Genomic DNA, 23,982 nt, shown 5'->3' on the forward strand with positions numbered 1-23,982 from the left:
CGATAAAAATCTTCACTTACCAGTTTTTCCGCTAGAACTTACCTCTAAATGCTCTTAGTCCTTTTGGTTATTTATTATTTCCATCACTTCTTTAATTGTTATCATCCGCCTCGTTAACCTTACAAACAATAAAGGTCTTTCCTGCGCGCTCGTTGAACCGCAAAGGGCGCCAAAAGCGTAAAAGGCCGGATTGATGACTGGCTTCTGCATAAGGGAATTCGTACCGCGATGACGACTCAGGCTCCTCCAAATTCACTGCTCCCGCTGACCCCCGAGCAAATGACCCGCCTTCAATCGGCGACGGGTGACTTCTCACCCACTCAGATGGCCTGGCTCTCCGGTTATTTCTGGGGAAGGGTAAACCAGCAACCTGACGTGGTTTCTGCGCCAGTTTCCGCCCCGGCAGCGGCGTCGATCACCTTGATCTCCGCATCGCAAACCGGCAATGCCCGCCGCGTTGCCGAGCAACTGCGTGACGATTTGATCGCCGCGAAGCTGAACGTCAATCTGGTTAACGCCGGTGACTACAAATTCAAGCAAATTGGACAGGAAAAACTGCTGCTGATCGTGGCCTCCACGCAAGGCGAAGGCGAGCAGGCGGAAGAAGCCGTCGCGCTGCATAAATTCCTGCAATCCAAAAAAGCGCCACAAATGAAAGATACCGCCTTTGCGGTGTTTGCACTTGGCGATACGTCTTACGAATTCTTCTGTCAGGCCGGGAAAGACTTTGATACCCGTCTGGGGGAGCTGGGCGCGGAGCGGTTGTTAGACCGCGTGGATGCCGACGTTGAGTACAAAGACGTGGCGCAGGCGTGGCGCAAACGCATAGTCGATGTACTGAAACAGCGCGTACCGGCTGACGTTTCTGCACAGCCTGCACCGACGCTGGCGGGCAGTGTGAATCAGGTCGACAGCAGCCCTTACACCAAGGAATTGCCGCTGACGGCGACCCTCGCGGTAAACCAGAAAATTACCGGTCGGGATTCTGATAAAGACGTTCGTCATCTGGAAATTGATCTGGGTGATTCCGGTTTGCGCTACCAGCCAGGCGATGCGCTGGGCATCTGGTTTGAAAACGATCCGCAGCTGGTGCAGGAAATCGTCGAGCTGTTATGGCTGAAAGGCGATGAAACCGTTGAAGTGAATGATAAAAAACTGTCGCTTTCAGACGCCCTGCAACACCACATTGAACTGACCCAGAACACCACGCCTATCATTGAGAAATACGCCGGTCTGTGTCGTGATGAACAACTGACCGGTTTACTGGCGGATAAGTCTGCGCTTCAGCACTACGCGCAGACCGTGCCGTTCGTCGATATGGTGCGCCGCGCGCCGACTGAGCTGGATGCTCAACAGCTGGTGGATTTACTGCGTCCGCTGACGCCGCGCCTCTATTCCATTGCCTCTTCGCAGGCGGAAACCGAATCTGAAGTCCATATTACCGTTGGCGTGGTGCGTTACGATATCGATGGCCGTCCGCGTTCTGGCGGTGCATCCGGTTATCTGGCGGATCGTCTGGAAGAAGATGGCGAACTGAAAGTGTTTATCGAGCACAACGACAACTTCCGCCTGCCAGCCAATCCTGAAACGCCGGTCATTATGATTGGTCCGGGTACCGGCATCGCGCCGTTCCGCGCCTTTATTCAGCAACGCGATAACGATGGCGCAACTGGCAAAAACTGGCTGTTCTTCGGTAACCCGCACTTTACAGACGATTTCCTCTATCAGGTGGAATGGCAGCGTTATGTGAAAGACGGCCTGCTGACCCATATCTCTCTGGCATGGTCACGCGATCAGGCTGAAAAAGTTTACGTACAGGACAAACTGCGCGAGCAAGGTGCGGAAGTCTGGCAATGGTTGCAGGAAGGCGCACACGTGTATGTCTGCGGCGACGCTAACCGTATGGCGAAGGACGTCGAGCAGGCGTTGCTGGAGATCATCGCTGAATATGGCGTGATGGATCTGGAAACTGCCGACGAATACCTCAGTGAGCTGCGCCTGGATCGCCGTTATCAGCGCGACGTGTATTAACGAATTTGAGCAATGAGCGAAAACCTTATGAGCAATAAGTTGTGGAGTGAACTCAATCCCGGTCCGGGCCCGTTAATCGTCGACGCCCCGCTGGCTGACGCCGAGCGCCTGAAAAAGGAAAGCAATTTCCTGCGCGGAACCATCACTGAAGATTTAAAAGACGGCCTGACTGGCGGTTTTAACGGTGACAACTTCCTGTTAATCCGTTTCCACGGCATGTATCAGCAGGATGACCGTGATATCCGTGCCGAACGTGCCGAGCAAAAACTGGAGCCGCGTCATGCCATGATGCTGCGCTGCCGTTTGCCGGGCGGTGTGATGACGCCTGCGCAGTGGCTTGGCATCGACAAATTCGCCGATGACAGCACGATTTACGGCAGCATCCGTATCACGAACCGTCAGACATTCCAGTTCCATGGCATTCTCAAGCCGAACGTCAAACCCGTGCATCAGCTGCTGAACAAGCTGGGTCTGGATGCGCTGGCGACCGCCAACGACGTTAACCGTAACGTGTTGTGTACCTCGAATCCGGTGGAGTCAGAACTGCATCAGGAAGCGTATCAGTGGGCGAAGAAAATCTCCGAACACCTGCTGCCGCGCACGCGGGCTTACGCCGAAGTGTGGCTGGATCAGGAAAAAGTCGAAACTACCGACGAAGAGCCGATCCTCGGCGCAACCTATTTACCGCGTAAGTTCAAAACCACCGTGGTGATCCCGCCGCAAAATGATGTGGATCTTCACGCTAACGATCTGAACTTCGTGGCAATTGCTGACAACGGCAAACTGGTCGGCTTCAACGTGCTGGTCGGCGGCGGGCTTTCTATCGCACACGGCGATAAAGCCACATACGCGCGCACCGCCAGCGAGCTGGGCTTTATTCCGCTGGAGAATACGCTGGCCGTGGCCGAAGCGGTGGTCACCACACAGCGCGACTGGGGTAACCGTACTAACCGTAAAAACGCCAAAACCAAATACACCCTGGAACGCGTGGGTGTGCCGGTATTCAAAGCCGAAGTTGAAAAACGCGCCGGGATTCAGTTTGCGGATATCCGCCCTTATGAATTCACCGGTCGCGGCGATCGCATCGGTTGGGTTAAAGGCATCGACAAACAATGGCACCTGACGCTGTTTATCGAAAATGGCCGTATTCTCGATTATCCGGGCAAGCCGCTGAAAACCGGTCTTGCAGAAATTGCTAAGATCCATAAAGGCGATTTCAGGCTTACTGCTAACCAGAACCTGATCGTGGCGGGTGTTTCGGAAAAAGACAAAGACGCGATCGAAACGCTGGCGCGTAATCACGGCCTGATCGACGACGGTGTCACCGAGCAGCGCAAAAACTCGATGGCCTGCGTGTCTTATCCGACCTGTCCGCTGGCGATGGCAGAAGCAGAACGCTTCCTGCCGGAATTTGTGACCAAAGTCGAAGGTATCATGCATGGCCACGGCGTAGGCGATGAACATATCGTTCTGCGCGTCACCGGGTGCCCTAACGGTTGCGGGCGTGCATTGCTGGCTGAGATCGGTTTAGTCGGCAAAGCGATGAACCGCTACAACCTGCATCTTGGCGGCAACCGTGCGGGTACGCGCATTCCGCGTATGTACCGCGAAAATATTTCTGATACAGAGATCCTGAGCATCATCGATGAGCTGGTGGGTCGCTGGGCAAAAGAGCGCGAAACAAACGAAGGCTTCGGCGACTTTGTGATCCGCGCAGGCATCATCAGGCCGGTGCTCGATCCGGCTCGTGATTTTTACGATTAAGCACGACGACTTATCGGAGACGCTATGAGTTTACTCAGTCTTGCGCAATTGAATGAGTTACCGAAATCCGGGCAGGCGATGGCGCTGGCGGAAATTAACGTCAGCCTCGAAAAGCTGTCGGCACAGGAGCGTGTGCAATGGGCGCTGGAAAACATGCCCGGCGAATTCGCGCTTTCCTCCAGTTTCGGCATTCAGGCGGCAGTTTGTCTGCATCTGGTGACTCAGCAGAAATCCGATATTCCGGTGATCCTTACCGATACCGGTTATCTGTTTCCGGAAACTTATCAGTTCATCGATACGCTCACTGAACAGCTGAACCTGAATCTGCAGGTGTTCCGCGCAGAACAGTCACCCGCGTGGCAGGAAGCGCGCTACGGTAAGCTTTGGGAACAGGGCGTAGAAGGGATCGAACAGTACAATCAGATCAACAAAGTTGAGCCGATGAACCGTGCGATTCAGCAACTCGGCGTGCAGACCTGGTTCGCTGGTCTGCGCCGTGAGCAGTCTGGCAGCCGTGCGCATCTGCCGGTGCTGGCGGTTCAGCGCGGGGTGTTTAAGCTCCTGCCGATTATCGACTGGGACAATCGTCAGATTTTCCAATATCTGAAAGACAACGGTCTGAGTTATCACCCGCTCTGGGATCAGGGCTATCTTTCCGTGGGTGACACCCATACCACGAAAAAGTGGGAAGAAGGGATGAAGGAAGAAGACACGCGCTTCTTTGGTCTGAAACGTGAATGCGGCCTGCACGAATAATCCTTCGCTGCATCTTTCCCAATAAAAAAACGGACGCTTATCGCGTCCGTTTTCCATTGCACGGCCGGTAAAAAGTCAGGCGTGTTTTGCCGGTTTCGCCAGCGCTTTCAGCAGCGGGAACAATACTTTCACACTGTCTCTGGCGCGCTTGTCGATGCGCCCAGGTAACACGCTGTCGAGATATTGCAGATTATCAAACTGGCTCTGATACCGTGCAGTGCCCAGCGGGAAATGGCTGCTGATCGCCCGTTGCTGGACGCCGTCTTTTTTACCCAGCGCGTAATTGGTGGCAGTGACATTCAGCAGCGGCAGACGCGCATCGTCCAGCGCCTGTAAACCTTCACAGCAATGTGCCCCTGCATGACTCTCCGCCGGGATCCCCAGACTGTGTGCAATATTAATTGCCCGCACGCGGGTCAGTTTAGCCACCGCCGCCGAGGTGTTCACCCCGCTGTTGAAATACAACTTATCGCCGGTGATCAGTGAATCCAGATTGATCACCAGCAGCGTATTTTTCTTCTCTTCGGCACTCATCCGCTTGATAAAATCTTCTGCGCCTTTCGCCCCGGTTTCTTCGGCACTCAGCGCAACAAAACGCAGGCTGTAATGCGTCGGGATGGCTTCCATCCGCTCGGCCAGCTCCATCATCACGCCGATGCCGGACGCATTGTCATCGACACCCTGCAACGTCAGGCCGCCAAGGTTGTGATTGGTATCGGCGTCACTTTGCGGCATATAGGTGTCGAAATGGGCCATCACAATGATTTGCTGTGGCACTTCACCGGCGCGCGCGGCGATCACCGATGTGGCATGAAGGGTATGCCAGTCCTGCTTGCCGTCGTTGCTGGTGTAGAGATAACGGGTATCGAAACCGCGCAGATTGCTCTGGTAACCGAATTTAGTAAATTGCTGATTCAGATATTCGGCGGCGATCAGCTCCGCCGGACTGCCTGCCATCCGCCCCGGAAAATAGGTGGCGATATGACGAATTTGCTGACTGGCAATTTTGCCCATCGGGAGAAGCGGCGCAGTGGCCGCCAGCGCATGGCCCATACCGGCGCAGCTCAGGCCTAAAGCCAGCAGCGACAGCTTCATGCGTAAGAAAGAAAACATAGCCAAAAATCCTTGTAAATTGGTCAGGGTGACCGGAAGGCAATCAAAGCAGCAGGCCGCGCGTGGCGGTCTTACAGGGCGGATAGTATGCGATTGTGTGAGCCAATAGACAATTTCCCAAATCCGAAATCGCTCTTTTTGTCGCGACCACCATAGGCGAAAGGGTCATGAAAAATATTCAGGCAGAGAAAAATCCCGCAAGACCGAGCGCCGCCTGGCGCTCTATATTCCATTTAGTAACTAATAGTTCTTTTGCAGCTAACTCAGCCATTGCAGCTTTAAGTAACACATCAACTATGCTTCCTAAATTACAACTTGCATTTATCGGCTCGAAATCATACGCCGGGGCCGTTCGCTCGGTAGTTGAAGCTAAAGGCGGTAAATTCTTGCACTCCACACCAAATGGCTACTAAATAGCGACAAGGCTGCTGGCTTGACCGGCGACAGTCGGCCATAGCTGTCGGTCGTGACAAGCAGAAATCGGCCAAGAGCGGACGTTGTCGCTATAGGTGATGAATTACGGGATCAGGCTGTGCAGAGAAAAAGCAATTAGCAACATCCCGCCCGCAATGTTGACGTATTTTTTGAGCATTAATGGGTTGGTTTTTTTTACTGAAAAGATCAGTGTTTGGCTAACAGCGTAAAGCCAAACGCTCATAACGACTACATGTACTGATGCCAGTGTCAGATAGTTGCAAACACCTCCCTGTACCCCTGCGAACTGCGAAACGACTGTCAGATAGAAAATGATGGCTTTAGGATTCAAAACATTCGCTATCCAGGCCTCTCTTAAAGTCACCGAATGCTTCGTATCAGCAAACCCTTCTGGGTTTGCCCTTATGCCGTTGCGTATAAGCATCGCTCCTAACCAGAGCAGATAGGCAGTTCCGAAAAATTTCAACACAGCAAAAATTGCTGGAGACGATATGAGCACAGCGGTAATACCAAACCCTATGAGAACTGCGTGGGTATAAATGCCCAAAGCTGTTCCGGCAAGAGTCCTGAACAATCCTTTGTGACCGCCTGCCAGAGCACCGCTCATAACAACAGTGAAGCTTGCTCCGGGGGACAGTGCAACAGGGAGTAGTGCTGGCATAAACCCAAGAAGGTTTAGATCCATAGATTTTTGATAGTCATTGACGCTCTACTGTATTGCCAGTCAAGGCGCTTCGAGAATGTTGTATTTAACACAATGAAAACATATAGCCACCATGAATGAAAGGTCGGCTCCTCGCTCTCGTCAGACCTTCAGCGTCAGGTGTTTTGTCTGCTGTGTGCCAGAAGCGGACGTTTCACCCCATTCAGGTGACTTAGTGCAGTAATCCCCTCGAAAACTCGTTTGCTCTACCGTAGGCTGGAGGTGCCATACTCCCCCTACTATTACCCATAACAACTTAATTCCTAGCATGAATCTCCTGGTAGAACGAAGGCATGAAGCCTATCTACAAGACTAGACGTCTAGACAGTTGCTACTATCTGATAGTTTCACTACCACTCTATGCATCCTATGTGAAATTAATGCTTCTGTAGGTTGTCATGAGTCATTATTACTGATAGTAAAAAATTGCTTAAATCGTAAATCAAGTTAAAATTATTTTTCTAGAACCACCTACTTAGATATTTGTGAAAGAGGATATAGAAATGACCGCACTTACCACAGCACTTCTTGCCAGAGCAATATATGATCTCTTCGTTAAAGGATTGTCCTTTACTAAAGATGGTATTAAAAATAAGTTAACTGAATTTATCACCAATGACGAACATGCTGAGATATTGGCTCAGAAGCTAGAAAAGCTTGGCTTAAATGAAGATATGAGCGAGAAGGCCATCGAGAAAGAGTTGAACAACCAACCCGATATTGTCGAAATCCTTAAAAATATACCTGAAACTTCCAAATCAACGATAAACCAAACTCATTTTGGTTCAGGTGATAATGTAGGTGGCAATAAAATCATTAATCCAGGTAAGTAGGACATGGAAAATACTACTCAAACACATTATGGTGACGGTGATAATGTGTTAGGAGGTAAAATTGACTACAATATTGAAAACGCAAATTTCTATATTGGAAAGAGCACTGTAATTCCTGGCGACTTGAAGTTACCCATTCAAGAAATTCTCAAACTTGTTTCAAATAGAAATACGGATGATGCTCGAGATAAATTGAACTTCATATCAAGCATAACTAACCTGAGTGATGAAGTACACTGGTTGTTAAATTTAATTGATGTAAGGTGCGATCTCATTGATGATGCAAATAGCCAAGTTGATTTAGGTAACTTGCAAAGAATAATCTCCTCATCCAATGACTTGATGATCAAAGACTTTGCTATTTCTTTGGCATTGAGAGCATCACTTATTCAAGAAGGGGAAGTGGAAGCCAGAAATAGGCTTATGGCTTATAGCATTTCCGGTAACTACAGCAAAGCTGTTGTTCTCGAACTTTTCTCAAATAAACAAGAGTTATTGGCGCTCGTTGAAAAAAAATACAATTTGTCAGAAGAGGAATTGATTGGTCTTATTGCCGGATTGATGCGTGTAGGGGTTTCCGATGAGGCTAGTAAACTTGCAAAATATTTGAAAATAAATTATGAAAGTCATAACTCAGAAGTTATTTATTTCTATGCACAGGCTGTTGCTTTAAATCCTTATTTGAAAAATTGCGATTACTGGGTTCTTTCTCAAATAATGAAGAATAAAGTAGACGAATTAACCAATAATATAGTTACGTTTATGAGTGACTATCACGGCAGGGATATCAGACTATTTAATATCATAGTCCCGTTATACATCTTTACGAAGGAACGTAATGTTGTGCTGCGTAACCTATGCCTGGATAACTTAGATTTCATTGAGAAAGTACATAAGGATTTCGCTAAAGAATTTAAATCTATTTTTTTAGAAACTTCATTTGATGAGTCTAATAAAATATCAGTAGCTAAAAGGTGCAAAAATGATAGTGCATATCGTGTAGAGTTCGTTCGTAATGCTTCTAATATGTCTGAGGTTGATATATCTTATTTTCTATTAGCCAAAGAGGTAATGACCTCTAATGAACTCTACATTTGGGCTCTAAAAGGATTGGAGATTAAAGGTAGTCATAGCGATCTGGAGAGTAGTCTTTATCGTCTTTTGGTTCTGTTAGTTATCAAAGAAAATGAAAAAATTTCGGACGTTATATCAAAAGTCTTAGAGTCTGAAGAGGATTTGTATGAGACTGTTTCATCTATAACCATACTCCTCATTTCCGATATGCTATGCGAAATAGAGCTTCAGTATGATGCATGTGAGATTATGGCTAAGTACGTAGGCGACAGAAAAAAACTTTGGTGTTCACCTTTTGTTATCCAGTATCTTATCAATCTATATTCATGTGCTCGTTATCTTAATTTTCACGACTTTGAAAAAGACATATCCGATGCTGATAAACCAGATTTTATTTATTATCAGTTAATTGAATCTTATCTTTACCATTATCTTCCTAAATCAGCGGAAGCCGTCTTTCCTCGTGTTAACAATTCTAAGGATCTAGAATTCATTGGTCTTAAGTTGAGAACACTTGATTTATTGGGTGAAGAGGCTGAAGTAGAAAAGGAAGTTGACGCATTTGACTGTTCTACAGTTTGTTCACCATCACCAAGCCTATACATATTATTAAGTATTTTATCAAAACTTAGGCGGTTTGATATCATCGAAATTGTATCGATAAATCTTTTTATTATTAACCCAGAAAATCATTCCAAATTTGTTTCAGATGTTGGAAATAATCTTATAATTGGTGCTCAGCGTGGTGAACATACTCCCTCTTATAATTTGGGAAATTGTATATGCGGATTCCAATACGATGATTCCGGTTCTACACTCACTAAATTAATCATCAAGAACAATCAAAAACAAAGTCAGTATTTCCTGGGTGACTCATCCCTCATAGCAATGAGTCTTTTAAGTGCTACACCTGGAATAAAAACACGTGTTGGGAATAAGTTAATTACTTTACACGAAAAGATTCCCCCGTATGTTGCCGTATACAGATTAGCAAATACCATAAGGCATGAGTCAAATGATGGTTCTGACGGTTTTCAGATAATTAAACTACCAGACGAACCTGAGAAAATGTTAGAGAGCTTAATATCTCTTCTGCCACAAAACACAGATAAGCAAGTGATCGATTTTAGTGATAGAGTATTCCTCGGTCTTCAAACAAGTCTTTTGGATAAGAGCGATCCGATAAAGTCTTCTTTACGTCTTCTTACGCAAAAGAAATCTAAATACATTGAATTTATAAATGATGGTTCACCGCTTGGAAAAATTATCTGCACTGATTTCATCACTGTTGTTTATCTTTGCCTGTCATCATTGAGTCAACACTTTGTAAATCAAGGGGTCGAAATACACCTCATTAAAGAGGATATTGAAAGTATTCATGCATGGCTAAATAACATCAGCGATGCTAATTATATGTCTATGAATATTGGTGGTGATGGTCAAGTATTAATAACCACTCCAGAGCAAATAAACATTGCTTTCAAAGGATTTATAAAAAACTTAAAGGCCATTTTGCCTTCACTTGTTCCCCTTGATTTACAAATAACAAACTCGCCGAAAGAGTTTTCTATCCTTGCAAAAGTAGCCACAACTAATTACCTTAAGTTTTTGTATGCTTTAAAAAATACGAGTTTGAAATTTCTTACAATTGATACTCAACTAGCCTCATATGTTCACGCTTGTTTTGGTAGCGATCTTTCTAACACAAATTCGATATTTTTGGATGCTGCCAGAGAAGTAACGTTCTCTTCTCGTGAAGAGGGAGTTCAACTTCATTGTGTTTCTGAATTTCCCTACTCCCTTCCACAATTTGATTTTATGAACCTTTCATCGTCAAAAACAGACTCACATGGCTTATATATTTCTGCGTTAATAAATAAGTATTCAGGTAATTATAATGATAAGATTGAAATGAATACATTTATGCGCTCTGTTTTTTATAGTTATCTTAACAAGGCATTAGCAACGGACTTGATGGGGAATGTTGTCCTTCCAAAAAATAACACTTATGAGGTTAACCCTTATGGGTATAATATTGATAAGGTTTTTAATGCATGCTGTAATGCCATTGTGCGCACAAAGGAAAAAGCTTCCAGTGAGGAAAAGCTATCTGTTTTTATAATATGTCTAACATATAACCTTCGTTCATCCATAATGCATAAATTAATTTCTCAGTTGGCCAGTAATTTTGCATTTGGACATTTTATGGATATAAGAAAAATCAATACACTCTTGCCTATTATAACTGCTGATCTTGAAAACTCTCTATTATCCATCAATAATAACAATGATAAATAAAGTCATAAACCCAGTAGAAACTAAACGACGCATAGTATGGGCTGGTTTGTATCATCCCTGGCCATTTTCGTTATCTTACGTAGATTGGGGTTTACGCATAGAGTGCCTAACTTTCCCCTCGCCCACCCCGCGACGCCGCTTTCCCTTTTAAAATCCGTAGTTTATCCCACCACTGGACGAGCGGGTAAAAATTGATCCTAAACTCGTTCAGGGCTTTACCACCTCTGATATAATCCGAATCGTATTGTGAGTATCCCGTCAAAACGAACCATTCTCTTCCAGAAAAATTCCGGCAATTTAACGTCCGTTCATCGCTCATAGCGGACCTTGCTTGGGACGTACTTCCGCTTTGTGCCAGAAGCGGGCGTTAAATTTTTTCGACTTAACTATAAGTCTCAATAGTGAAACGTTAATGATGAAAAACAATGCGTTTAAGTTTTAATTTTTTGAAGATTGAAAATATATAAATTAGTTAAACTTAATATCTTTGGCATCAGATGCCTGAGGTGACATTTGGGTAGAAAGGAGCAGTGATGAGAAAGGTAAGCTATAGACGATACACGGATCTTCCGGCGCTAATTCAGATTTTAACAAACAGAAAACTGACTCTTCTCGACCCTTCTTTCTGGGATGACAAGAATGACTCTTACTTTCTTGCGACCTATAAGGAGAAGAAGGAGTTACAATCAGTGCTTGCGCTATGTTTCACTAAAGAATCAGAGACATACCATCATTGGCGGGTGTTCTCATCCGGAGCTTCTGGAGTATGTGTTAACTTCGATTCCGAAAAACTTGAGACAGCGTTCTCCAAAGCCAAAGGAGTGAAATTTCAAGAGGTAACCTACCTCGCCTTGAAGGAGTTGCGTGATAATCGTCCAACGATTGCCCGTTTACCATTTGTTAAGCGAATACCTTACAAGCATGAAAAAGAGTTCAGAGCATTGTGGGAATCAGAGTCCGATAAAGCTTTCTCCCTCGATGTCCCGATTGATATTTCTTCAATTACCAGAATAACTCTTAGCCCATGGATGCACCCTAGCTTGAGGGTGAATGTTGTGAAACTTCTTAAAATGATAGATGGATGCAAGAGCATCCCTATTGTGAGGTCAACATTGATTGAAAATACGCAATGGAAATCATATGGAACAAGTGCAACATAAGAATCAAATGAACGTATGTTTTGCAACATCATATAGCGAGATAATATAGTTTTTGATCTCTCAACGTCCGCTCCTCGCTCTCAGCAGACCTTCAGCGTCACGTGTTTGTCTGCTGTGTGCCAGTCGCACGCGATCCCATGCTGATCGACGGTGTCTTTCAGATGTTGAAGTCCGTACTGTAAAAGGCGGCGATAAGTATGCGCCTGCTCCAGCTCAGCCGACGTGCTGCCGACGGTATGAGGCAAATCGATAACAAATCCCGAATTACGCGCCGAGGCATTATCCGCAACATCCAGCGCTTCAAGCACCACCACGTCTTCGTGCGGACGAAGTTCGGCAATTCGCCGTGCAAATACCAGCCCCGCAAACCCGGCGCCAATCACCAGCCAGTCAGCCGTAACCTTACCGTGCAAGCCGGGATGACGTGGCGTAATACCCCGCAGCGCGGCCCAGCCATTGATATTTTGATCAAGAGGTAAATGTTTAATTTTCATGGGTGAGTCATATCGTTATCCCTGGTGGTGCGATCCTAATAGACAGCCGTATAGATGTCTAATACGTCATTGGGCTAACGATATGCCGCAGCAGGAGATCCGCGTGGGGTAATTTGCGCTTACAAAGGCGAGCGGAAGAAATAGTCTCTCTTCGACGATCGATCGGCCGATCCGGCTCGTATCTATAATTTCGATAGTGATATCGAAATTATCCGTTAGAGCAAAGATGAGAATTACTTTAATAATAGCAACGTGAGCATCGTGTTGAATATTTAGCATTATAACGAGAACACTTATTTCCATGAAATTGAAAAAATAATATGGAGTATTAAATGTTTATTCGGCCACTTAAATTAACTCAGCACGTCGATGTGCAGGGTCAAAAAAATGCAACTACGGTGGTGCTTCTTCATTCTTTGGGGACGGATTTGCACCTTTGGGATTTGCAAATGCCGCGTCTGAGTGAACGTTATCGCGTTGTTCGCCTGGACATTCGCGGGCATGGATTAAGCGCAGTCGACGCTCTGCCATTTTCAATGTCAGATTTGGCAGACGATGTCGTGGCGGCGCTGGATCATCTTCAAATCAATGAGTTCTATGTGGCAGGGGTGTCAATCGGCGGGACAATAGCGCAATGGATTGGATTTAAGATACCCAAACGAGTTAAGGGAATGATCATTATTGATACTGCACTTGTGAATGCCGCCCCGCCTTCGCTCTGGCGAGCCAGGGCTGAAGATGTATTCCACCACGGTGTCGAACATCTGGAGATGGGAATTTTAAGCAAATGGGTGACACCGAAATTTATCGACTCGCCTTACGCAGACGGGATGAAGCAGATGCTGCACCGGACAACCGTTGAAGCCTTCGCGGGTTGCTCTTATGCCATCGCCGATACCGATCTGACCGATATGACTATTCCGGGGGTAAGGGCTGTTGTGGTGAGAGGGAGCGAGGATCAACTTACGCCCCCGGACTACGCGCAACGGCTGGCCGAAAAGCGTCATGCAGAATTGCATACCCTGCCCGACGCAGCGCATTTACCGAATTTTGAGCAACCCGAGGCGCTTACTGATGAAATCGTCTCGTTTATTGAGAAGAAGGATACGCATTAACACTCGGAGTGAATCTTATGAATCGTCGGTTGTTTATTGGCGCAAGCCTGAGCCTGTGCGCAGGTGCTTTAATGCTTCCTGCCGCATTAAAAGGGTTAATGGATCAGGAGGGCGATCTCCTCGAGATGGAACTGAAGGGGGGAACCGTCACCATCCGTTTATTTTCCGATTTAGCCCCCCGGCATGTTGAACGCATAAAATCTCTGGTGCAGGCCAAATTTTACGATGGCATGCCGTTTAGCCGGGTCATTGAGGGTTTTATGGCGCAAACGGGTGATCCGATAAAAGAGACAGGGCTGGATTACATGAGATTACCGGCGCTGACCGCAGAATTTAATCCTCTGCCTTTCGAGCGAGGTACAGTCGGCATGGCCAGATCACGGCATCCACACAGCGCCAGCCATCAGTTTTTTATCACCTCCGCCAGAGCAGGGTATTTAGACCAAAAATACACGGCTTTTGGGCAAGTCACGCGTGGCATTGAGTTAATTGATAAGCTCCGCCAGGGGGAGCCTGAAATAGGCACGGTGGTTAATCCGGATATCATAAAAAGCATGAGGTTAGTCTCTGCCAGAGCAGTATAAACCGCCCACGGGTTAATTATTCATTCGAAGGAGTCGATGTAAAATGCCCAGCATTACGCTCTATACGTCTGCAAGCCATCGGTTAGATGCAGATTCTTTTGCGGAATTTTCAACCGCTTTAGCCCTTCTCGCCAAAGAGATACTGAAAGCGAAAGAAAATAATATTCACATCAGCGTTCTCACCGCAGAGATAGGTTTTGGCACGCCGGTCTACTTTGAAGCCAGGCTCAGGCAGGAAGTTTTCCGAACGGTGTCCGTGCTGGATGAATTCATGCATCAGGTGGATTTATTAATTAAGGAGAAGACAGGAGTCACAGCGAGAATTCGTTGTTTCTCTTTTGACGCGAGTAATATTTATGCAAAGAACTAAGGAACAGATTATGAATGCCAATTTTCCAACCAGAGATCTCGGCGATACAGAGGTCATAGCGGTGAGCGATGGATATTTGCAGGTCGGGTTCGGAATGCTTTCAAATGTGGATGAACAAGAGTGCGAGGAAATTCAGCGCAGCGCACAAGTCAGTGAACTCAATGCGGTGCATATCAATACCTTCTTAATACGCAGGAAAGGAAAAAATACTCTTATTGATAGCGGGGCAGGTGGTGTTAAGGGATGGGGAGGCAGGCTGATTGCCAATCTCGCCAGGCTGGATATACAACCTGACGATATTGACGCCGTTCTTCTCACCCACGCACATCCAGACCATATTGGCGGTTTATTAAGTGCAGAAGGTGAAGCTGTATTTTCGAATGCCGAATTGATCATCAATGGCGATGAATTTAATTATCTGGAAGACGATGAAAATTTCGCTGCCGTCAGTGACCGGATAAAAGGTAATTTCCTGTTAGCGCGGAGTATATTTAAAAAGTATCAGAAAAGTCTTCGCCTGGTCGACAATGGCGAGATATTTCCCGGCGTTTTTGCCATCCCGCTGAAAGGTCACACGCCGGGGCATACGGGGTACCGGATTGAGGGCAGCAAAAGCAGTCTGTTGATTTGGGGTGATATTGTTCATTTCCCTCATATTCAACTGCTTAAACCGGAGGTTGCCATTGCCTTTGACTATGATCCTCAACTGGCGGCAGAGACACGTACTCACCTGCTTGAGAGGGTTAGCCTGGACAAGATCCTGGTCGGTGGTATGCATTTTGGTGAGCAAGGATTTGGTTATATTGAAAAGCGTAAATCGGGATATGGGATCGTCGATATCGAATAGTTAACAACTGTAGGTATGACGTTCTGCTCTGAAATGAATTTATTTCCTGACCGGCAACGCAACGTGGCTTTTTTGGCGATACCAGACCCACTGACGTTGCCTTGCCGTTATTAATTTTTTCCTGTGTAACATTGTCGCTATACAAATGAATAAATTTTCCGGCATAAAATCCTATCCTCAGGGGGAACGCAATGAATCCTGTATTAAACAGAGAAATAAGTCTTGATGCTATTCACGGCGACGTAAATGAAGTAGAGAGTCGTCAGTCAATCACGACAGATAAATTACCGCCACCGCCAAAATTGCCATCGCTTACGGGAAGCAGATTCTGGGCTGCTTTTTTAGTATTTTTATTTCACTCATCGCTGGCCAGTGATCTCGCTCCATTTTCAGATCCCACTGTTCAGCATATTTTCACTGTTATCATGGGTAAAGCGGGTTGGCTGGGTGTTTCATATTTTTTCATACTCAGCGGATTTATTATGGTGTGGTCCGCCAAAGATAACGACACCGTGGGTGATTTTTACCTGCGACGGTTTGCAAAGATTTATCCCACCCACTGTCTGACCCTGGTAATGGCGTTCATTATTGGTGCCATCAGCATATATCAATACAAACTATGGACATCAAATCTTCTGCTATTGAACACCTGGGTTGATGATGTTCACTATTTTTTTGTAGGTAACAGACCCAGCTGGTCTCTTTGCATAGAGGCAATGTTTTATCTCTCTTTTCCCTTTCTTTTTAGAGTCATGAAGGCAATACCTAAAAAATTCGATTTACTTGGATTCACAATCGTTACCGCGGCATCCTTATTGGTTCAGACGTATATTTACCTTTGGGTTGAGCCAAACACGATGATGGGGGCATTTCCTATTTCACAGCAGCACTTTTGGATTTCGTATATTTTTCCTCCATCACGTATCTTTGAGTTTCTGGCCGGTATGTTTGCAGCACGGTTGTTGATGAACGGACGAGCACTCGTACTGACGAAAACGGCTTCGCTCGCCCTGCTTGCCGTGACTTACATCGGATCCATGTACATCCCGTACCAATTCAGTATGAGTGTAGTTTTCATTATTCCTGTCTGTTTATTAATTATTTCGATTGCAGGTGATGATTTAAAAAACCGAAATACAATGCTGAACGCTAAAACGTCTGTGTGGTTAGGAGAGATATCTTATGCATTTTATATGGTTCATTTTTTAGTGCTCTTCTATTTCCTCAATCTCACCGCCGGGAGAAAATTCAGTTTACCGGAAGGTATTATGCTTCTCGTCGTTGCGTTAGTTCTTACCGTCTCATTTGCATCATTCTTGTATAAGTACTTTGAAGTGCCAATGATGAAGTTAATCCTGGAAAAGTGCAGAAAGAAAGGGTTTTTGATTCTGCGTAAGCCGGCATAATCTTTGGCAGGGAATTGATTCTCTCTTTATCAAAAAGCGTTTATTCCGAAAGATTTAGCATATTTTGAGTGGGAGGGCATACGCCAGAGGTATGCTCTCAACCTCTGTTTGATGAGTGGCCATCAATAAGATAGGGAATTTGTTCCTGTTTACGCCGAAAGAGTTAATAACCGATATTGTGCAGTCGGGGATCCTGAAAAACGGAGGTCATTATGCCTCTGAATTTAGTGCTATCCAGGTAAGGTGAATCGGTACGGTAAACAAGTTCTATTTTGAAGTCATTGAACTGGCCACAGAGTTCGTGAATTTTTATCTTGTTTTGCACTTCGCCGCTGATCGAACAACGTAATACTAACGACACGCCTTTTCCCGCAGCAATGCTCGAGAACAGCACGGGATAGGATCCGCATTCGACTACGCGCTTAGGGGTGATATGCCCTTCACTGAAAAGAACATTATAGTTGCGGGTAGTGGTTGCACATTTCTTGCTGCTAAGCAAAAAAACTTCGCCATCCAGACTCGAGATATCTTTTATGGTTGGGTAATCTTTCTCAGTGATAATGACCAGTTCACTGGAGAGTAATATGGAACGTGCATGTTGGGTATTTGAAAAACCTGCGCCGATGATGACCGCATCAAACTCGTTTTGATCAAAAGCGCTGAGTAAGCTTATGGTATTTCCAATTGAAATATCTATGTTCCAACCCAAATCATGTCCTAAATCGATCAGTGAAGTGACAATATAGGGTGGCAAACATTCTATAATGCCAATACGTATATTAAGTTGACTACTTTTAGAGTGGGAAATGTTGTTTTTACAATCATCTGCAAGGTTCAATATTTTAAGCGCGTAGTCATAAAGTATCTGGCCTTGCGCAGTCAGTGAGCATCCATCGTTTTTTCGATCTAATAGGGTGACATCCAGGTTATCCTCCAGGCTCCTGATTCGGTGGGAAATACTCGACTGCACTCGATTAAGACGTTCGGCTGCCTGGGTTATGTTCCCTGTCTCCACGACTGTCACGAACGCAAGAAGTTCACTTAGCTTCATTTGAGACCTCATGCTAAAAATTAGTTCACCGTCACAACAATTATTTATATTCTGTATTAATAAGTTTGTCACTATGTTTTAACCTCCCTGGATATGCAGGTCCGATCACTTTTTGGCCACGTTAAGGGCGGGTCAGTATTATTACTCTTCAAACAGACATTAATTCTGAATTGTGAATTATAACAACAGACTCTGCTTACACTTCCTCTCAGTAGCTCATTTCCCTGACCAGCACATTATTTTCAATAGGAATATTGTTACGGCATCAATATTTTCGATGAATCCCTCGATTTTATTCGTTGGTATTTTATTGCCATGCCAATTAGGATTAGATTTGTGATGGCGAATTATTTCCATATAAATCAATTCGTTATCCATATCTATTTTCTGCATTTATATATTACTGGGTCTCCATGACTTGTATTTCGATAATTCATTTTTTGGTTATGGGATGAAATATGGCGCACGCAGAGTTTGATGAGCTAATGGTTCAGCTGGTTGACTATGCCTATGAGCAAGCAACTTTCGATAATGAGACTTTACAACTGGCCCGTTTTTGCCTTTTGGATTCGATAGGTTGCGCGATTGCCGCGTCTACCGATCATGACTGTATGAAACTGATGGGCGCTGCTCAGTTCAGCAAGAGCCGGGACGGTGTGCCGGTTGCCGGTACCGGGCTAAGACTAGGACCTGTCGAAGCGGCCTTTCATATCGGTTCGATGATCCGCTGGCTGGAGTTCAATGACACATGGCTTGCGCAAGAGTGGGGGCATCCGTCCGATAATCTGGGCGCTATCCTGGCGGCCGCAGCATGGCAGAGTCTGGCAGCCGCGGATAAGCCAGCGACTGACATGACGGCAGTGTTGAACACGATGATCCGCGCCTATGAGATCCATGGCGTGCTGTGTCTGTCGAACTGTTTTAATGCGCTGGGTATTGATCACGTTGTATTGGTTAAGGTGGCTTCAGCGATCGCCTCTGCTCAACTGCTCGGTTTGTCAAAAGACCAGGCATTAAGTGCACTTTCCAACGCGATTATCGACGGCCATTCTCTTCGAACCTACCGGCATGCGCCCAATGCGGGAACGCGTAAGTCATGGGCCGCAGGTGACGCGACGGCGCGTGGCCTGCAACTGGCGCTGTTCGCGCAAAGTGGCGAAATGGGTTATCCCACTGCGCTGACGGTGAGTCGGTGGGGATTCGATGATGCGGTTTTGAGAGGCAAACCCTTTAATCTGTCGCGTAACCTGTCAGATTTTGTCATTAAGAATATCTTGTTCAAAGTCCCCAACCCTGCTGAATACCATGCCCAGACTGCGGTAGAAGCGGCCATTAATCTTCGTCAACGGATTCTTGCCGCCGGTTTCTCTCCAGAAAGCATCGAGTACGTGCGGGTGGAGACAACGCGTCCGGCAATTCAGATCATTGATAAATCAGGGCCGCTGAATAACTCCGCCGATCGCGATCACTGTCTCCAGTACATGGTTGCGGTAGGGCTTCAAACCGGAAACCTGACGATTAAGGATTTCCACGAGCCGCTCGCCAGCGATCCTTTGCTGGATGCCCTGCGATTGAAGATTACCTGCACTGAACGTCCTTCCTTTACAGAGAGCTACTACGACGCAGAAAAGCGCGCCATTCCGAATGCGCTCTTTCTGAAATGTCATGGAATGACGGAGGAACTCTCTGAAACCATCGAATATCCGCTCGGACATGTCCGTCGTCGTGACGAGTGTTTCGAGGCGCTGCTCACCAAATTCCATCTGAATCTTTCGGACAGCCCGCTGGGTGACCGGTCCCATATTCTGGCCGAAACCCTGATTAGTGAATCGAAACTGGATGCCATGTCCGTTACCGACCTCCTGAGAATGTTTTCCTGGGACTAGGCCGCATCTAAAACACTTTCAGTTATTCCTTTAGCGCGAGGTAGTGAAATGAAAAAAGCAATACTGGTGGGTTGTGGAGCGGAGATCGGCGCAAACCTGCTGATTCAAAATGATCCGGCGAAAGATGGTTTTGCGATTCAAACTGTGGTCACGAATGCGCCTTCTTTAGATAAACATTATCCTGAACTGGGTCCGATTGATGGCATCGTTGCCCGTCTGGCGATAGCGCATCCCGGCATCCAGTCTCAGATCAACATTATCGATGGCAACACCCTCAACATCGACGGGCGTGAGGTGCACTTTTTCTTCGGCGATCTTGCCAAAGAACTTCCTCCGCAAACGGGTCGCTTCGACATTGGTTTTATCGCGACCAGCAAACTGGACATGGACAAGAACAGCCCTGTCGCCCGTAACATGCAAGAACTTGCCGATGTGGTGCTGGGCGTGGCAGAGGCTAATGAACTGCCGAGTATCTATGGCTGCCTGGAAGATCTTACCCGCGATGATATTGGCACGATACAGCGTCAGGTGATCGATTCTGGCATGTATTGCCTCGGGTCGTGTCAGACGAATGGGATGCATGCCTCGCTGCGCGTATTGGCCGACGCACTGAGATCCATCAATTGCAATGCCTCGCATATCGTGTCGGTTGAAACCGATATCGTCCATCCGGATACGCCTAACGGTGTACTCGGTACCCGATCCTTCGAAGGCCGCCTTCAGGATGCGCGCGACAACCTCCGTCCGAGCTTCTCACAAATCGCCATGAGTCAGGACAAAGTGATGCCCTGGGCACCGTTAGTGAATACCGTTTCATTACGTGCACCGGTACATGCGCCGGGATATCAGATAAACCGTTTTATCGTAAAGGATGACGGCGCGTTGAACAGGGGGCTCATCGAGGAGGCGATTGAGCGAGTGAGCGAAACACATCCTCATGTTGTTAAGGCATCCCGAAGCCCTTTAGGGAGCCGTGCGTATGCTTACGAACGCAGGTGCTCAACGATTCTCTCAGACAAGAATCATCTGCTCATTCTCCGTCCTGCCTATCTGGCAAGCCAGAATTTGAGTGAAATCATTATCCAGTCGTTTGTTAACAACACCGTCGGCTATAGCGCTGTTGTTCGTGCCGTTGCGCGCAGCATCGCGCTTGGCCTGCCCGTTGCCACTTTCCAGGGGATTGAAAAATGACAAGCTCACACACAGTCGATTTCTTGAGTTCAGGCTTCGTCGTGAAGACAGCCATGTCCGAAATGTTCAATGGCAAGCTGAAAGCAGAAGTGGATCAGATACGCGCGTTGCACGATATCTATCCGGAACTGATGGTTCCGGTATTACACGACGGGCTGGCTGCCGGGCGGCAATTTTATATTCTCGAAAAGATGGATTCCCTGCCTTTGTGCAACATCGTGTTCGACGACCAGCGGTCGCTGGCTGAACGCCGGATGATCGTGAGAAATGCACTGGAAAGCGTGCAGAAAGCCATCGGCCTGGAGTCAGAGGCGCCGTCGACGATGACCCATGATATGCCCGCCAGATTATTGGAAGAGTGGGAAGGTACGCGTTTTGCACACGAGCTGTTTGATAAACCTATTCTGCTTAATGGCGCGCGATTTTGCATAACGGCAAGGGAGGTTTTCGAAAAATCTCTGGAACTGGCCAGAACCGAAGAGTTCAGATCGGTAGAAAAAGCCCATTTCAATTTTCATTTTGGCAATGTGCTTTATAACGAGGAACACGCTCAGACCCGCTTCATCGACCCTGATTTTTCGGTCAGGGGGCTTGACCCGCTTTTCGGCTTCTCCCGATTTGCCTTTTCGTTTTGGCATGAACTGGCGGCCGAAGTGAAAGATGCCGTCAAAATGGTCCCCATGACTGATGCACTGATGTTTGTGCTGGCGAAGCCAGACTACGGCAGCATCCTCAGCGAGATCCCGGAGTTAGGCGGTATTTCAGGTCTGCTGCCGCTGATGGGGGAAAGTATGCGAAACCGGTTCTATGTCCTCACGACCTATTGTTTCCTGAGAAGTATCCGGATCAACGGCAGCAAACAACCCTGGAAAGCACCGCGTTCTCCCGTTGTAGCCAGCCCCGAAGAAGTGTTGATGCTGGGTCTGCTGACCTACCTCGAAGGGCCGAGTGCCGAGACTGAAAGCCTCTGTGCGTGATTCCCATTCAATATAGGATGTTAAGGATATGTCGTTGGTAAGCAGCAGTACCTTAGAACAAGGATTTGAGGCCCCAAGGCGCTATATGGCAGCTGCGGCCATTTTGATTGGTGTGATAATGGCGGCGCTGGACAGTTCCATCGTCAATATCTCCTTACCCACTATTTCCGAAGCATTACAGGTGGATTCGGCCTCTGTCATCTGGGTGACCAACGGCTATCAGGTTGCCAGCGCTGCAACGATGTTGATCTGTGCATCGCTGGGTTCGAGGATAGGGGAGCGGCGCTTCTACACGGCGGGCATGGTGTTGTTTACGCTGGCATCGCTGGGTTGCAGCCTCTCCTCGACCTTTGGCATGCTGGTGGCCATGCGAGTCCTTCAGGGGGTGAGTTATGCGGTGATGATCAGTGTCGGGTTGGGTCTCTACCGCGTTATCTTTCCGCCGAATGCGTTGGGAACCATTTTAGGGCTGAATGCGCTGGCATTTGCGGTGGGTACGGCCATTGGTCCTGCGTTAGGTGGCCTGATCATCTCCTATCTTGACTGGCCCTGGTTGTTCTATATCAATATCCCGTTGGGCGTACTTGCCATTGTGTTCTCGCTTATCTCTTTGGGCGTCGATACCGAGAGGGAAAAAGGCTTCGATTGGGGAGGCGCTATCACTTCCGCCGCCGCCTTAGGGCTGATGGTCATGGCTGTTGATCAAATCGGACGCTGGGACAGCCGCATACTGATACTTTGTGGCGTCGCATCGGTGGCGCTGATCGCCATCTTTCTTAAAGCGCAGACGCGTTCAAAGAACCCGCTGCTGCCTCTCGATATATTTCGTTCCCGGAGATATAGCTTCGCGGTGATCTCTTCTGTCTCAATGTTTGTGGCTCAGGGGATGGCGCTGGTCGGTTTGCCCTTTGTACTGCAGCATGCCTATCACTATTCTGTCCTGGAATCGGCGTTCATCTTTACACCGTGGCCAATTGCCGTTGCAATCTGTGCCCCGGTCGCTGGCAGGTTGTCCAACCGTTTAAATCCTACTCAGATATCGACGGTCGGCGTGATGATTTTCTGCCTGGGTTTAGGGTCTCTGGCTCTGCTGCCGGAAGCGGCGACGGTGAATGATTTTCTTTGGCGTGTGGCGGTGTGTGGGGTGGGTTATGGACTCTTCTTGCCGCCGAACAACAAAGAGATGTTTTCCAATGTCGCAGGGAATCGAACAGTAACGGCCTCGGGGGTATTGTCGACCGCCAGAACTGCCGGACAATCTATTGGTGCGGCGTTGGTGGCAATGGTGATTGCACTTTTAAACGGATTGACGGGGCACGCGAGCGCGCAGTTTGGCGTCTATGTCTTTGGGCTGGCGTGCCTTATCTCCGCATTATCGACTTTCACAAGCATGTTACGCCTGCACCGGTAATAAACTGGACAGACATTCGGCTGCATTGTTCAGCGGCGAGGGTTTCTTCAGTAGCCGGGCATGAAAAGCAAAAAGCCCGCTTAAGTTTCCTTAAGCGGGCTTTTCTAATTTGGCTCCTCTGACTGGGATCGCCTTTGCCAGTAACTGGCTAATATGAAAGCTAAATCTGAAAACTCTCCCTGTCAAGACCACCAGAATGACCACCAATTAAAACTGGTTAAATAAAACTGATTTGAGTAGTCCCGTGCATTTGGTGATCGCTATTATCGTCACATCTATAAGGGCTGTCAGTTATGTGCCAGAAGCGGACATCAAATCATGCTATCAACATAAATGATGGTTTAGTAAAACCTCAAAGAAGTTAACCGGAGTAAAAAATGCGTAGGATCATTGTTGTGGAGTATGAAGAGCAATGGCATACCCGATATGAGGCTGAAAGGGGCTTATTACAGAACACGCTGGGGAAGGTAATTTCACAGGTTC

The 23,982-nt window shown here is 47.1% G+C and carries 21 protein-coding genes; 16 read left to right on the top strand and 5 right to left on the bottom strand.

Translation table 11 applies throughout. The features are described 5' to 3' along the window. Positions 1-228 precede the first annotated feature (228 nt). Genes cysJ through ACO0U8_RS19575 form a run of 3 tightly spaced genes read left to right on the top strand, consistent with a single transcriptional unit; the run spans position 229 to position 4,551 of the window. Positions 229-2,031 (top strand): NADPH-dependent assimilatory sulfite reductase flavoprotein subunit, encoded by a 1,803-nt coding sequence (gene cysJ / locus ACO0U8_RS19565; RefSeq protein ID WP_122096447.1) that lies wholly within the window; start codon positions 229-231, stop codon positions 2,029-2,031. A gap of 27 nt (positions 2,032-2,058) precedes the next feature. Further along, positions 2,059-3,795, top strand: coding sequence for an assimilatory sulfite reductase (NADPH) hemoprotein subunit (gene cysI, locus ACO0U8_RS19570; protein WP_056773082.1), 1,737 nt, complete (start codon positions 2,059-2,061; stop codon positions 3,793-3,795). 24 nt (positions 3,796-3,819) lie between these two features. Next, complete coding sequence (locus ACO0U8_RS19575) at positions 3,820-4,551, top strand: phosphoadenylyl-sulfate reductase (RefSeq protein WP_136377494.1); 732 nt, start codon at positions 3,820-3,822, stop codon at positions 4,549-4,551. 75 nt (positions 4,552-4,626) lie between these two features. On the opposite strand, the gene ACO0U8_RS19580 is transcribed toward ACO0U8_RS19575, so the two are convergent. Beyond that, the gene (locus ACO0U8_RS19580) at positions 4,627-5,664 is read right to left on the bottom strand and encodes an aminopeptidase (RefSeq protein WP_421671448.1); all 1,038 of its coding nucleotides are present in this window, start codon (positions 5,662-5,664) and stop codon (positions 4,627-4,629) included. 167 nt (positions 5,665-5,831) lie between these two features. Here ACO0U8_RS19580 and ACO0U8_RS19585 point away from each other — a divergent pair, with 167 nt between their 5' ends. Next, complete coding sequence (locus ACO0U8_RS19585; RefSeq protein WP_421671449.1) at positions 5,832-6,077, top strand: hypothetical protein; 246 nt, start codon at positions 5,832-5,834, stop codon at positions 6,075-6,077. 104 nt (positions 6,078-6,181) lie between these two features. Here ACO0U8_RS19585 and ACO0U8_RS19590 read toward each other — a convergent pair whose 3' ends face one another. Beyond that, complete coding sequence (locus ACO0U8_RS19590) at positions 6,182-6,784, bottom strand: LysE family translocator (RefSeq protein WP_421671450.1); 603 nt, start codon at positions 6,782-6,784, stop codon at positions 6,182-6,184. Between the two features lie 521 nt (positions 6,785-7,305). Here ACO0U8_RS19590 and gapS6a point away from each other — a divergent pair. The 3 genes from gapS6a (at position 7,306) to ACO0U8_RS19605 (ending at position 12,167) form a co-directional block, all read left to right on the top strand. Beyond that, a complete protein-coding gene (gapS6a, locus tag ACO0U8_RS19595; RefSeq protein WP_421671451.1) occupies positions 7,306-7,635 on the top strand; it encodes a GapS6a family protein in 330 nt (109 codons plus the stop codon). Between the two features lie 3 nt (positions 7,636-7,638). Continuing rightward, positions 7,639-11,007 carry a hypothetical protein gene (locus ACO0U8_RS19600; RefSeq protein ID WP_421671452.1) on the top strand — a complete coding sequence of 1,123 codons (3,369 nt, stop codon included), beginning with the start codon at positions 7,639-7,641 and terminating at the stop codon, positions 11,005-11,007. A 533-nt stretch (positions 11,008-11,540) separates the two neighbouring features. Continuing rightward, a complete protein-coding gene (locus tag ACO0U8_RS19605; RefSeq protein ID WP_421671453.1) occupies positions 11,541-12,167 on the top strand; it encodes a DUF2971 domain-containing protein in 627 nt (208 codons plus the stop codon). A gap of 80 nt (positions 12,168-12,247) precedes the next feature. Here the strand turns inward: ACO0U8_RS19605 and ACO0U8_RS19610 are convergent, their stop codons facing one another. Continuing rightward, positions 12,248-12,661: an FAD-dependent oxidoreductase gene (locus ACO0U8_RS19610; protein WP_238485023.1), complete on the bottom strand. Its 414-nt coding sequence runs from the start codon at positions 12,659-12,661 to the stop codon at positions 12,248-12,250. A gap of 332 nt (positions 12,662-12,993) precedes the next feature. Here ACO0U8_RS19610 and ACO0U8_RS19615 point away from each other — a divergent pair, with 332 nt between their 5' ends. The 5 genes from ACO0U8_RS19615 (at position 12,994) to ACO0U8_RS19635 (ending at position 16,983) form a co-directional block, all read left to right on the top strand. Continuing rightward, complete coding sequence (locus ACO0U8_RS19615) at positions 12,994-13,776, top strand: alpha/beta fold hydrolase (RefSeq protein WP_421671454.1); 783 nt, start codon at positions 12,994-12,996, stop codon at positions 13,774-13,776. 17 nt (positions 13,777-13,793) lie between these two features. Further along, a complete protein-coding gene (locus tag ACO0U8_RS19620; protein WP_136377489.1) occupies positions 13,794-14,360 on the top strand; it encodes a peptidylprolyl isomerase in 567 nt (188 codons plus the stop codon). A gap of 43 nt (positions 14,361-14,403) precedes the next feature. Continuing rightward, the gene (locus tag ACO0U8_RS19625) at positions 14,404-14,730 is read left to right on the top strand and encodes a hypothetical protein (RefSeq protein WP_217202696.1); all 327 of its coding nucleotides are present in this window, start codon (positions 14,404-14,406) and stop codon (positions 14,728-14,730) included. Positions 14,731-14,740: 10 nt separating this feature from the next. Further along, the gene (locus tag ACO0U8_RS19630; protein WP_217202697.1) at positions 14,741-15,577 is read left to right on the top strand and encodes an MBL fold metallo-hydrolase; all 837 of its coding nucleotides are present in this window, start codon (positions 14,741-14,743) and stop codon (positions 15,575-15,577) included. 191 nt (positions 15,578-15,768) lie between these two features. Next, the gene (locus ACO0U8_RS19635) at positions 15,769-16,983 is read left to right on the top strand and encodes an acyltransferase family protein (protein ID WP_421671455.1); all 1,215 of its coding nucleotides are present in this window, start codon (positions 15,769-15,771) and stop codon (positions 16,981-16,983) included. A 163-nt stretch (positions 16,984-17,146) separates the two neighbouring features. On the opposite strand, the gene ACO0U8_RS19640 is transcribed toward ACO0U8_RS19635, so the two are convergent. Together ACO0U8_RS19640 and ACO0U8_RS19645 are read right to left on the bottom strand one after the other, a co-directional pair. Continuing rightward, a complete protein-coding gene (locus ACO0U8_RS19640; protein ID WP_136375270.1) occupies positions 17,147-18,034 on the bottom strand; it encodes a LysR family transcriptional regulator in 888 nt (295 codons plus the stop codon). A gap of 216 nt (positions 18,035-18,250) precedes the next feature. Then, positions 18,251-18,412, bottom strand: a complete 162-nt coding sequence (locus ACO0U8_RS19645; protein ID WP_390973231.1) for a hypothetical protein — start codon at positions 18,410-18,412, stop codon at positions 18,251-18,253. Positions 18,413-18,492: 80 nt separating this feature from the next. On the opposite strand from ACO0U8_RS19645, the gene ACO0U8_RS19650 reads away from it, so the two are divergent. The 4 genes from ACO0U8_RS19650 to ACO0U8_RS19665 are packed head-to-tail and all read left to right on the top strand — an operon-like array spanning position 18,493 to position 23,499. Beyond that, a complete protein-coding gene (locus tag ACO0U8_RS19650; protein ID WP_122096437.1) occupies positions 18,493-19,920 on the top strand; it encodes a bifunctional 2-methylcitrate dehydratase/aconitate hydratase in 1,428 nt (475 codons plus the stop codon). 48 nt (positions 19,921-19,968) lie between these two features. Beyond that, positions 19,969-21,111: a hypothetical protein gene (locus tag ACO0U8_RS19655; RefSeq protein WP_421671456.1), complete on the top strand. Its 1,143-nt coding sequence runs from the start codon at positions 19,969-19,971 to the stop codon at positions 21,109-21,111. Further along, on the top strand, positions 21,108-22,088 hold the full coding sequence (locus ACO0U8_RS19660; RefSeq protein WP_122096435.1) for a hypothetical protein: 981 nt from the start codon (positions 21,108-21,110) through the stop codon (positions 22,086-22,088). Before ACO0U8_RS19655 ends, ACO0U8_RS19660 begins: the two co-directional genes overlap by 4 nt. Before the next feature lie 28 nt (positions 22,089-22,116). After that, positions 22,117-23,499, top strand: a complete 1,383-nt coding sequence (locus tag ACO0U8_RS19665; protein ID WP_122096434.1) for an MFS transporter — start codon at positions 22,117-22,119, stop codon at positions 23,497-23,499. Positions 23,500-23,982 lie beyond the last annotated feature (483 nt).

The organism is Rahnella sp. EDr1-12 (genome assembly GCF_049206505.1).
Lineage (GTDB): Bacteria > Pseudomonadota > Gammaproteobacteria > Enterobacterales > Enterobacteriaceae > Rahnella > Rahnella rivi.

Excerpts from the sequence above, each read along its gene's own strand:
- ACO0U8_RS19630 (WP_217202697.1), top strand. The coding sequence starts at position 14,741 with ATGAATGCCAATTTTCCAACCAGAGATCTCGGCGATACAGAGGTCATA.
- ACO0U8_RS19665 (WP_122096434.1), top strand. The coding sequence starts at position 22,117 with ATGTCGTTGGTAAGCAGCAGTACCTTAGAACAAGGATTTGAGGCCCCA.
- ACO0U8_RS19615 (WP_421671454.1), top strand. The coding sequence starts at position 12,994 with ATGTTTATTCGGCCACTTAAATTAACTCAGCACGTCGATGTGCAGGGT.
- ACO0U8_RS19620 (WP_136377489.1), top strand. The coding sequence starts at position 13,794 with ATGAATCGTCGGTTGTTTATTGGCGCAAGCCTGAGCCTGTGCGCAGGT.
- ACO0U8_RS19610 (WP_238485023.1), bottom strand. The coding sequence starts at position 12,661 with ATGAAAATTAAACATTTACCTCTTGATCAAAATATCAATGGCTGGGCC.
- ACO0U8_RS19635 (WP_421671455.1), top strand. The coding sequence starts at position 15,769 with ATGAATCCTGTATTAAACAGAGAAATAAGTCTTGATGCTATTCACGGC.
- ACO0U8_RS19650 (WP_122096437.1), top strand. The coding sequence starts at position 18,493 with ATGGCGCACGCAGAGTTTGATGAGCTAATGGTTCAGCTGGTTGACTAT.
- ACO0U8_RS19590 (WP_421671450.1), bottom strand. The coding sequence starts at position 6,784 with ATGGATCTAAACCTTCTTGGGTTTATGCCAGCACTACTCCCTGTTGCA.
- ACO0U8_RS19580 (WP_421671448.1), bottom strand. The coding sequence starts at position 5,664 with ATGTTTTCTTTCTTACGCATGAAGCTGTCGCTGCTGGCTTTAGGCCTG.
- ACO0U8_RS19640 (WP_136375270.1), bottom strand. The coding sequence starts at position 18,034 with ATGAAGCTAAGTGAACTTCTTGCGTTCGTGACAGTCGTGGAGACAGGG.
- cysI (WP_056773082.1), top strand. The coding sequence starts at position 2,059 with ATGAGCAATAAGTTGTGGAGTGAACTCAATCCCGGTCCGGGCCCGTTA.
- ACO0U8_RS19660 (WP_122096435.1), top strand. The coding sequence starts at position 21,108 with ATGACAAGCTCACACACAGTCGATTTCTTGAGTTCAGGCTTCGTCGTG.
- ACO0U8_RS19655 (WP_421671456.1), top strand. The coding sequence starts at position 19,969 with ATGAAAAAAGCAATACTGGTGGGTTGTGGAGCGGAGATCGGCGCAAAC.
- ACO0U8_RS19625 (WP_217202696.1), top strand. The coding sequence starts at position 14,404 with ATGCCCAGCATTACGCTCTATACGTCTGCAAGCCATCGGTTAGATGCA.
- ACO0U8_RS19605 (WP_421671453.1), top strand. The coding sequence starts at position 11,541 with ATGAGAAAGGTAAGCTATAGACGATACACGGATCTTCCGGCGCTAATT.
- gapS6a (WP_421671451.1), top strand. The coding sequence starts at position 7,306 with ATGACCGCACTTACCACAGCACTTCTTGCCAGAGCAATATATGATCTC.
- cysJ (WP_122096447.1), top strand. The coding sequence starts at position 229 with ATGACGACTCAGGCTCCTCCAAATTCACTGCTCCCGCTGACCCCCGAG.
- ACO0U8_RS19645 (WP_390973231.1), bottom strand. The coding sequence starts at position 18,412 with ATGGATAACGAATTGATTTATATGGAAATAATTCGCCATCACAAATCT.
- ACO0U8_RS19575 (WP_136377494.1), top strand. The coding sequence starts at position 3,820 with ATGAGTTTACTCAGTCTTGCGCAATTGAATGAGTTACCGAAATCCGGG.
- ACO0U8_RS19585 (WP_421671449.1), top strand. The coding sequence starts at position 5,832 with ATGAAAAATATTCAGGCAGAGAAAAATCCCGCAAGACCGAGCGCCGCC.
- ACO0U8_RS19600 (WP_421671452.1), top strand. The coding sequence starts at position 7,639 with ATGGAAAATACTACTCAAACACATTATGGTGACGGTGATAATGTGTTA.